Source organism: uncultured Brachyspira sp. (assembly GCF_944390845.1).
GTDB lineage: Bacteria > Spirochaetota > Brachyspiria > Brachyspirales > Brachyspiraceae > Brachyspira > Brachyspira pulli.
The window spans coordinates 1-10,228 of the sequence record NZ_CALXRM010000099.1 but is presented as its reverse complement, the minus strand read 5'-3'; the positions used below and the strand labels follow the sequence as shown (position 1 = coordinate 10,228).

The 10,228-nt window shown below is 24.9% G+C and carries 8 protein-coding genes; 3 read left to right on the top strand and 5 right to left on the bottom strand.

Annotated features, from left to right (window positions below; genetic code table 11):
• The first annotated feature begins 148 nt into the window (after positions 1–148).
• Positions 149–793: a cyclodeaminase/cyclohydrolase family protein gene (locus Q0K52_RS13740; protein WP_297300408.1), complete on the top strand. Its 645-nt coding sequence runs from the start codon at positions 149–151 to the stop codon at positions 791–793.
• Between the two features lie 377 nt (positions 794–1,170).
• A complete protein-coding gene (locus Q0K52_RS13735) occupies positions 1,171–1,467 on the top strand; it encodes a helix-turn-helix domain-containing protein (RefSeq protein WP_020003382.1) in 297 nt (98 codons plus the stop codon).
• Positions 1,468–1,482: 15 nt separating this feature from the next.
• Here the strand turns inward: Q0K52_RS13735 and Q0K52_RS13730 are convergent, their stop codons facing one another.
• From Q0K52_RS13730 to Q0K52_RS13715, 4 genes are all read right to left on the bottom strand, one after another.
• Entirely contained in the window at positions 1,483–2,583 is a 1,101-nt protein-coding gene (locus tag Q0K52_RS13730) for a glycoside hydrolase family 3 N-terminal domain-containing protein (protein ID WP_297300405.1), read from the bottom strand.
• Positions 2,547–3,494 (bottom strand): glycoside hydrolase family 3 N-terminal domain-containing protein, encoded by a 948-nt coding sequence (locus Q0K52_RS13725; RefSeq protein ID WP_297300404.1) that lies wholly within the window; start codon positions 3,492–3,494, stop codon positions 2,547–2,549. Before Q0K52_RS13725 ends, Q0K52_RS13730 begins: the two co-directional genes overlap by 37 nt.
• Positions 3,495–4,052: 558 nt before the next feature.
• On the bottom strand, positions 4,053–5,270 hold the full coding sequence (locus Q0K52_RS13720; protein WP_297300402.1) for a DegT/DnrJ/EryC1/StrS aminotransferase family protein: 1,218 nt from the start codon (positions 5,268–5,270) through the stop codon (positions 4,053–4,055).
• A gap of 101 nt (positions 5,271–5,371) precedes the next feature.
• Positions 5,372–7,627, bottom strand: coding sequence for a glycoside hydrolase (locus Q0K52_RS13715; protein ID WP_297300400.1), 2,256 nt, complete (start codon positions 7,625–7,627; stop codon positions 5,372–5,374).
• A gap of 205 nt (positions 7,628–7,832) precedes the next feature.
• Between Q0K52_RS13715 and Q0K52_RS13710 the strand changes: the two genes are divergently transcribed.
• Positions 7,833–8,600: a TSUP family transporter gene (locus Q0K52_RS13710; protein ID WP_297300398.1), complete on the top strand. Its 768-nt coding sequence runs from the start codon at positions 7,833–7,835 to the stop codon at positions 8,598–8,600.
• Positions 8,601–8,884: 284 nt separating this feature from the next.
• On the opposite strand, the gene Q0K52_RS13705 is transcribed toward Q0K52_RS13710, so the two are convergent.
• Positions 8,885–10,126: a PD-(D/E)XK nuclease family protein gene (locus tag Q0K52_RS13705; protein WP_297300396.1), complete on the bottom strand. Its 1,242-nt coding sequence runs from the start codon at positions 10,124–10,126 to the stop codon at positions 8,885–8,887.
• Between the last annotated feature and the right edge of the window lie 102 nt (positions 10,127–10,228).

Genomic DNA, 10,228 nt, shown 5'->3' with positions numbered 1-10,228 from the left:
TCTAGTAATTTAAATTATAAGGAATACCTTCTTTTTTTAAACTAAAAGTGTGCAATATCTATGGCTCTTAAACAAATTAAAAAAACTATTGTTATTTATTAGATATTATGTTATATTACTATGAACAATATTTTCGGAGTTATAATCAATGTCTAAATTAATAGATAAAAATCTTATTGACTATATAAATGAAGTAGACAGCAGCTTACCTGCTCCGGGAGGCGGAAGCGTAATGGGAGTTATCGGCGGTTTAGCTTGTGCTTTAGCTGGTATGGTAGTTCATCTTACAGTTAATAAAAAAAAGTTTTCTCAATTAACTAAAGAAGAACAAGACTCTTTCAATGAAGCAGCAGAACAAATAAAAACTATTAAATCAAATTTGATTGCCATAGTAGATAAAGATGCTGAAGGTTTCAATTTGTTTATGGAAGCTATGAAGATGCCTAAAGAAACAGATGAAGAAAAAGAAAAAAGAAAAACAGCTATGTCTAATGCTTCAAAAAATGCAATAGAAATTCCATTCAATGCTTTAAAATATTGTTATGAATTAATTACTCCTTTTAATACGATAATCAAATATGGAAACAGTAATGTTATAAGCGATATTGCTGCTGCTTATATACTTTTATTTGCTTGTGCCAAAGGTTCTTTATTAAATATTAATATTAATATACCTTTGATAGAAGATAATGTTTTTGCTGATTATATAAAAACTAATACTAAAGAATATATAACAGCTATAGAAAACAATTATTTCAATATAGAAAAGCAAATTAATTTATTTTGTATATAAATGATTCAAAAAATGATTATGTTCCTTTTTAGTATAATTTAAATAAAATTATGTTATTAATATCTGTGTTTTTTATACAAAATTCTAATTTTATTTTTTCATATTGATATTTTATTTATATTATGATAATCTTTCATAGATAACAAGGGTTTATAAAATATATATGAGAATAAAAAATATATTAATAGAACGTTTTTTGTTTTATTCTTATATTTTGATGTAATTTGTCTAAATTACTTTAAAATTTTTCTTTTGAAAAATGAAAAACGTTTATAGATATATTTTATCTAGTAGTATATTTTTTATAATTTTTTTCTTAAAAATCTCCTTGTCCTTAGATTTTGTTAGTTATATGTATTCTTTAATAGGAGGTTCAAATGAGTATAACAACTAAACATATGATATCCTTAAGTGAAGAGGAAAAGGAAAAAATTAAAGAATTTATTAAAAAGGAAGGAAAATCCAAAAGACTTATCTCCAGAGCAAATATCATACTTGCTTTAGACGATAAAAAAAACACCGGCCTAACTCATACCGATATTGCTAAACAATACAATGTTACTTACCATACAGTAGTAAACATTATTAATGAGTATGTTAAATCTGGGTTAGATGAAACACTGACATATAAAAGAAACCCAAACAGCAATAGAAAAAAGAAACAGGCTAATTAAAAATGAATGACATTTCTATGTGCGGGACAAACTGCTTTCTGAAATCATCTTCAGAACTCTCGCACATGTAAGAATGTCGGCATCTATATCTTCAAACATATACTCAACATTCTCATATAAATTGCTAATCAAATTTATTCCGAAGTTAATACCTTTATTTATATTTCCAGTCATAGCTAAATCATCTGTAATAACTACCCCATTAAAGCCTAAATCTTTTTCTAATATATCAGCATATTTTTTTGACATACTCGCAGTATTTTTATCATCTATATACTTATTTTTTATATGTGCCACTAAAACAACTTCAGCTCCTGCATCTATACCGCTTTTAAAAGGAATAAACTCATTTGATAATAATTCATTTGTAGTTTTATTTATGCTTGGAAAATCATTATGAGAGTTTACAGCAGTATCTCCATGACCCGGAAAATGTTTTAATACGCTTATTATTCCTGCATCTCTTTGTGCTTTCACTGTATTTGAAACCATTTCAGCAACTATATTAACATTTGTTGAAAAGCTTCTATTATATAGATAAGAATTTGTATCATTAGGAACATCGCATAAAGGGCCTAATATCATATTAATTCCTAAATCTAATAAGAACTTGGATTTTTGATAAGCTATATTATAAGCATATTCTGAACTATTACTGTCGCCTATATTCTTTGGAGATATATTTTTTAATTTATCAAAATTAATACGATTAACCTCCCCTCCTTCCTGATCTATAGAAATTAACATATTTGGGTTAACATATTTTCTTAAATCCGATGTGAGTTTCTTTAACTGTTTTTCATCTGTAATATTATAATCAAATAGTATTACTCCCATTATATGATTATCTTTAAGTGTTTTAATGGTTTCTTCTGAAAGTACTTTATCCTTTATGCCAACCATTAATAGTAAACCTTTCCTTTCTTTATCATTCATTTCCAATACTTTATCTATATAATCTGATAAATCAGGATAGGATTGTTTTAATTCGTCTATATAACTTTGTTCTTCCATAATATTAGAAGAACTTTTACATGCATAAACTAATAATAATATCAAAAATAAAGTTAATACTATATTTATAATCGTTCTATTAATTTTAATACTTTTGAACATACTTCCAAATCCGTTTCTTGTAAATTATTTTCTATCATGTTTTTTATATTCTTGTTTTTATAATAATTATAGGAAAAAACATTAATTCCATAACTAATTATATTTTTACTGTCATTAATATAATCAGTCATTATAATGCCTTTAAACTTCATATTATTAATGAGAAAATCTCTGTATTTATCAGCATTCTTTATATGCGACATTACTATAATATCCGCATTAGCTTTTATTCCTGCTAAAAATGTTTCTCTATTATCCAATATAGTTTCTGGATTTTTTATTTCTTCATTTATATATAACTCATCATCATAGTATTTTGGAAAATATTTTAATGCAGTTATTATTCCTGCATCTTTTTGAGCTTTTACAGTTTGATATATAAGTCTTGAAGCAAGTATTTTATCATTTGTAAAGATATTTTCTTTTAAATGTGATTTTTCATTACAATAGGTATTGCATATAGGAGATAATATCATATTAATACCTAAAGACTTTAATTTTAATGCTCTTTCATAAGATATTCTATATGCATATTCTTCGCTCTTTCTCTCGCCTATATAACTTGGATAAACTTTAAACTTCTGATAATAGGCTATATTATAAGTAGATTTATAGTCCTGATCTAATGCTATGAATATTTTCCTATTAATATTTCTTTTAATAGTTTTTATAATATTATAAAGCGTATCAATATCCAAATTATCAATATTTATTATGATACCTGATATTTTAGTTGTATTTATTATGTTAATTAATTCATTATCATAATTCTTTACAGAGATAAAAGTTAATATTTCTTTAGCATTATCAATATTATTTGTATATGTTTTTGCCTCATTATTAAAATGAGTGATGAATAAAAAAACTAATAAGAAAAATAGTATTATAGTGATTATGATAATATACGGCATTATTTTAATATACAATATTTATAATGATTAATTCGGAATATTTATTATTTTTATTATACAAAAATGACGAGTTAATAATTCTTATTAATGTAATATTTTTATTTGTTATTTACACATAAAAAATTACTTGGCAAAAATACATACTGAATTTTTTAAGTTTCTGAGCTAATACACTTTATGTAAAATTATAAACTTTTTTGCCGCACACGCTATGCGGACTTCGTCAAAGTATCAAAAAACGCAATTACTAGAACTTTATATAAAATATATACTTATTAAATATATGATATAACCTAAATTTATACAATAAATGCAGGCTTTTTGGTTCTTTGTGCCAATACTTACAGTACTTCCTTCAGTCGCAAAAGAACTGGGGTGCTGCATAGCACACAGAGTGGTGGGCAAAGCCCTGCAGATATTTAAGATTTAAAAAATTATTTCTGACAAAATATAGTTATCTAGGTATATATAAAAATAATAAAGGGCTCTAGTTTTTTAATTAACTAAAGCCCTTTTCTATTATAAATTAATTATAGTTTATGAAACTTTTATCATATATCAAAACTCATTCAAATACTTAATTATGTTAAGTGCAATATACTCAGCATCTTCTTCTTTCAATGTGCTGTATAAAGGCAAAGTTATTTGATTTTTGTACAAATTAAATGCATTTTTATAATCAGCCATTTTATAACCTAAATCTATATAAGCCTTATGAGCAGGCAAAGGCAAATAATGAACATTTAATATTATTCCTAATTCTGACATTTTATCTATAAATAAATCTCTGTCCACTTCTTCAAAATCTTGTATTCTTATCAAATAAAGATGATATGAAGACTCGCTGTAATCATCTTTGAAATTAGGCAAATGTATTCTTTTATTTTTACCCAAAATATAATTATATATATCTACTATTTTTTTTCTATGATTAATCATTGAATCATATCTTCTTAACTGCGATAAACCAATAGCAGCATGCAAATCGCTCATATTGCATTTATAACCTGGCAATTCTATATTATATCTCCAAGCTCCTTTTCCGCCTTTGTTTTTATCGAAAGCACTTTTATTTTGTCCATGTAATGATAATACAGAAAGTTCTTTATATATATCATCAGCATTTATATTTCCTATATCATTAAAAGACAATCCTCCGCCTTCTGAAGTTGTTATATTTTTTACAGCATGAAAAGAGAAAGAAGACATATCAGCCTGTGAACCTGTTCTTTTTCCTTTATAAACGGCACCTATTGAATGAGCTGCATCAAGTAAAAATAATGGTCTTTTTAATTCTTTTTGATATTTGTTTTCTGATACATTAAATAATTCTTTTTTGCTTTCTAAAATCTTTATAATGCCGCCATAATCGCAAGGCTTTCCTCCAATATCAACTGCAATGACAGCTTTAGTTTTATTAGTTATAGCTTTTTCAAGTTTTTCTAAATCTATATTAAAATCATCTTCTTTGGCATCTATGAATACAACTTTAGCACCCAAATGAACAACTACATTTGCAGTAGAAGCATAAGTATAAGCAGGTACTATTACTTCATCACCCTCACCTACTCCAAATATTTTTAATGCCAATTCCATAGCCGATGTAGCACTGGAAAATAATTTGAATCTTTTTACATCTATATATTTACAAAGTTCTTCTTCAAATTCTTTATTTACAGGACCTGTTGTAATCCAGCCTGATTTTAATACATTAACCACAGCCTCTATTTCACTATCTGTTATATCTGGGGGTGAAAAAGGTATTTTCTTATTCATATTTCATATCCTTCATATACAATATTATGTTTAGTTTACATATTTAAAAATTATGTTTACTAAATAATTACTATATAATATATAAAAAATAAATCAATAATTTAAATATTATTTTCTGCTATATTGGGAGTATAAAATATTTTGTCATTATCCATTATAATTAATAATGAATGAGGAACTATATTATTATTATCATAATTAAAATCATCATCTGAAAAATTAGCTACTACAATAATATCATCTCCGTAAACAGTTTTTTGAATATTTTTGTCATCGCTTAAATATTCAAAACTTGTCATTTCTTTAGTTATTACTTTTTTAGAGAACTCGCTCCATACTTTATTATGATTTATTATATCTTCTTTGTATTTTTTCCATTCTTCTAAATCTATATGATACAAAGGCGGTACATTATAAAGAATCTCTCTAAGCATTCTATCTCTTACTGCATTTTTTATTTTGAATGTTGACCAATCCCAATGATATGTTGTTATTATAGAATCATTATAAACCAATTTATAAAGAGGTATATCATACTTCATATCTAAATATATTTTATATAGTTTATCTTCTATAGGTATTCTTTTAGAAAAATGTTCCGGTACTCCTCCATCAATACTGTAATACTTACCTATATAATATTCACTATTTGGATTTTTCATATCTTTATCAACCCAAGAAAATGTAGGAAGTTCTATTCCATGAGCATAAGCTATTGTATATGCTGCTAAATCGTTACCGCCTTCAGAACCTACAACAAAATTATAATTATCTCTTATATAAGACATTCTCTCCAAACGTGCTTTTAAATCTTCTTCCTGTGTAGTTATATGATTAGATGAATAATCATTAAATATCTCTCCTGTAGCATCGCAGTCTATAAACCAAGAATTAAAACACAAATCATTTTTCATGATATTTGATAAACGTAATTTTACTGCTGGAAGTGAAAGCGTAGGATTAAGATGTCTTCCTACATTATTAAATCCAGTTGATTTATTTCCGTCTTTGTTTTCTACTGCCGCATTATAATATAATGAAGTATCTTCAAATTTGGCAGTTATCCATTTTTCATTATTAGGTTCATGTATAGAATGATAAGAGTCATAAGAAGCTATTAAATAACCAAGCTCATTAGCTTTTTTTATTAGTTCTGGTTTATTATATGCCTGCTCCCAAGAATGCAAACCTATCCAAGCATTATTTATACCGCTTTCTTTCATATCTTCAATTATATTGATAGTTTTATCATTCATAAAAGTATTATAATCATTGAATACATCGCTTAAATTTGATGATAATAAAAATTTATTTGTCTGTATTTTTGAAGCTGTATTTAATTCATTATAATTTTCTATATCATTAGTGAATATTTCTTTATTATAAAAATCATCTCTCATCAAAACATAAGTTAAATAACGGCATATAGTATTTTTATGATATTCTGATATATAATCTAAATTTTTTATCTCTGTAAATACTTGTTTTACTTCATCTTTCATTTCTGAACTTTCTTCAAAACTTTTTATATGATTCATAATAGAAGAATCAATATTAAGTTTAAAATTTTTCCAATTAATATCATTTTGTGAAATTATATTTTCTTCGGATAAATATATATGAGGAGCTCCATATAATTTTCTTATATTTTCATTATTCTTTGCTTTTTCTTCTAATGTTAAAAATTTTCCTTTTTCTATTACATAATTTTTATAAGTCTTTGATATTTTTGTGATATCATTTTCAAGTAAATATATTCTGTATGTATTAGTCTTTGTTTTATCTATATCTAAAAATTTATGATTGATAAAAAATGAAATATTATCATTTACCTCAAACACAATATCAGTATTATAAGGATTTTCCATTATACAAAGCACAGCATAATCATTATCATAAGCATAGGATAAGAAAGGCATAGATAATTTTTCTAATACAGTATATTCATTATGTTTTGATAAATATTCTTTCCAGTACTCATCATCATAAGAAATATTTTTTCCCTCTCCGAAAGGCAGATAATAATTTATTGCTTTCACATTCGGAAAAATAAAATTATTATCTTCTTCAGTCTTTAATATTATGTTTACTTCTAAATAATCTTTTACCTGTTTAATTTCTGTTAATATATTTTTATCTGAATATTCAAAAGTTATTTTATTATCATTAGTTTTTAAATTTATTATTTTATCATTTGTTTTTTCTCCTATTGAAATAGGTATTTTAATATCATCTTTTATAAATGAAATTTCAAAAGTTTCCAGTATAACTTCATAATCAATTTTTGTATAATTTATTTTTTTAGAATTACAGCAAGATAATATAAATAATAATAAGATTGTTATATATTTTTTCATTTTTAACCCCATAAAAACATTGATAGCATTATCGGATACAAAAAATTCAGCATTATATTTATAATAATATTTGACAAAAAATCATCAAAGCTATAATATCTATTGCTAATAAAAATTGTTTTTTAAAGCTCTGTTAAATAGATTTCCAGATGCCAGAAATTTTTATAATTACTTTACAATATAAAAAAATTAGTGGTGCTGATTTATGCTGAGTATAGAAAATTTAATTATAATAATTATAGGCTGTTCCATAGCTGGTTTCGTTGATGCTGCTGCAGGAGGAGGCGGACTTATAAGTTTGCCTGCATATTTGATAGCCGGAATTCCTCCTCATACTGCTTTGGCTACAAATAAATTCACTTCTACATCCGGTGCTATAGTTTCTGCTTTTACATTTTTCAAAAATGGTAAACTTACAACTAAATTAATAAAGTTTTTAATACCTATGACAATATTAGGCTCTATTGTAGGAGTTCAGGTTATTGTACTTATAGATGCAAAAGTATTGCAGCCTTTAATAATGATACTTATTTTGGCAGTTGGTATTTATACTTTATTTTCAAAAACTTTTGGAACCGAGAACTTATTTGATGAAAATAATCTTAAAACTAAAAACTATATAACAGGAATGTTCTTTGCTTTTCTTTTGGGTTTTTATGATGCAGTATTCGGACCCGGTACAGGAAGTTTTTTAATAATGTTTTTTGTACTTTATTATAAAATGGATTTTCTTCTTGCCTCTGGTAATGCTAAGGCTTTGAATCTTACAAGCAATTTATGTTCATTAATAATATTTGCTATAGAGGGAAAAGTAAACTATATGGCTGGTGTATTCGTTACACCTTTTATAATGACATCAACTTACTTCGGTGCTAAGTTCGCTATAAAAAAAGGAATAAAAGTTATAAAACCAATATTCGTAAGTATTTCTTTACTAACTACATTAAAAATTTTATTAGATATAATTAGATAACAATATAGTAGTATATAGTGAAATTTTTCAAATTTGTTAATTTTTTATTGTTCTTTTTCCCGCCGCAAAAAGAACCAAAAAGTGCAATTATAAAATTAGTACTAAATAATACTAAAATTGTTTTACCTGTAAGATAAATTATTAATTTTTGTATAATAATAGGTAATCAACCGCACATATAGTTGACATTTGATAAGATGAAACAGTGCCGTGCGGGAAGGTGCCGCAGCTCGCGGTTGACAAACTTAAAAATTTTCAGTATGTAATAAGCATACATTTAATAATTATAAATTCTCTTTCAAAAGATTATAAAGCTTCATCATAGCTTCAGCAATTTCTTCTGGATAGTCTATTTCTGTATCTATATCAGCCCAATAAATCCAATCATTATCATTATGTTCTTTTTTTATTCTATTATTAAAAATATTTTCTATATTAGAATCTAAATTTAAATTATTAATTTTATTTTTTATATTATCAGAATTTCCTATTATACCAAAACCAATATAATTATCACAATTATAAGATTCCATTAAAATATATAAATCATCTGATAAACACATCTTAATATGTGGAACATAATCATTATTTTTGAAAAGATGTTCAAATTTATCGTATGTTAATATACTATATTCATTCATTTTATTATTTTTTAAATAAGTTTCTATTTCTTGAGTAAATTGCCAATATTTTTTTAATTTATTGCCCATAGATATTACTTCTATCTTTTCATTAATAATATCTATAACACTAGTAAATATTTTTCTATATTCCTCTGCGTCCTCTACTGTTTGTATGTCTTTAAAAATATTGGCTTCCAATAGTTCTTGTATTTTTGATTTTGTCATATCAAGCTCCTTTGTATTATTGCTTATCATATTGGCATTATGTATAGTCTGTATCATAGCAGATTTCAAAAGCCTATAATCTTTTATATATTTATTATCATTATCTTTAAATAAAATATTTGAATCATGAAGAAAAGAATATTTTTCATTTTCTAAAATTTTCTCAAGCCATAAAGCTATATCGCTATGCTTCAATGTTTGAAAATTATTTCCAAGTTCTTTTTTTGATTCCTCTGATAAAGTATAAGGTTCATAGCCTGAAGGAGTGAGAAAAATCATATATAAATTTTTATAATTATCTTTTTTCTTATTCTGATAATAATCATCTAATTGATTATCCTGTTCCCCAGCGTATATTTTATTTTCTATTATAATTGCAAAGTCTTTTTTATAAGATATAAATAAATCTATTCTTCTGCTCTCCGCATACTCTTCTCTTTTTATTCTTATATCCGAATGATTTATTTTTTCTAATTCTTCAATACTCTCAAACCCATAATACCCCCATTTAAATTTATCATTTAAATAAATTAGAAAATCTTTAACAAAACTTAATTTAGTAGCTTCATTCTCTATATTTATTTCAAGAAATTTTGCAAGTAAATTACTATTATAATTCTCATGTCTTTGTAAATTTACCACATCAAATATACAAAATTGAGGAGGAAATTTTTTCATTTCATTTTTTACTTCTTCTATTATTATTTGGGGCTGTCCTAGATAACTTAAATTTGTTAAAATTTAAGTATGAAACGAAGTAAATTAAGTAAAGATAAACAA

What these genes read in the sequence shown, in the direction of transcription:
- Q0K52_RS13740 (WP_297300408.1), top strand. Translation starts at nt 149, where the DNA reads ATGTCTAAATTAATAGATAAAAATCTTATTGACTATATAAATGAAGTA.
- Q0K52_RS13735 (WP_020003382.1), top strand. Translation starts at nt 1,171, where the DNA reads ATGAGTATAACAACTAAACATATGATATCCTTAAGTGAAGAGGAAAAG.
- Q0K52_RS13730 (WP_297300405.1), bottom strand. Translation starts at nt 2,583, where the DNA reads ATGTTCAAAAGTATTAAAATTAATAGAACGATTATAAATATAGTATTA.
- Q0K52_RS13725 (WP_297300404.1), bottom strand. Translation starts at nt 3,494, where the DNA reads ATGCCGTATATTATCATAATCACTATAATACTATTTTTCTTATTAGTT.
- Q0K52_RS13720 (WP_297300402.1), bottom strand. Translation starts at nt 5,270, where the DNA reads ATGAATAAGAAAATACCTTTTTCACCCCCAGATATAACAGATAGTGAA.
- Q0K52_RS13715 (WP_297300400.1), bottom strand. Translation starts at nt 7,627, where the DNA reads ATGAAAAAATATATAACAATCTTATTATTATTTATATTATCTTGCTGT.
- Q0K52_RS13710 (WP_297300398.1), top strand. Translation starts at nt 7,833, where the DNA reads ATGCTGAGTATAGAAAATTTAATTATAATAATTATAGGCTGTTCCATA.
- Q0K52_RS13705 (WP_297300396.1), bottom strand. Translation starts at nt 10,126, where the DNA reads ATGAAAAAATTTCCTCCTCAATTTTGTATATTTGATGTGGTAAATTTA.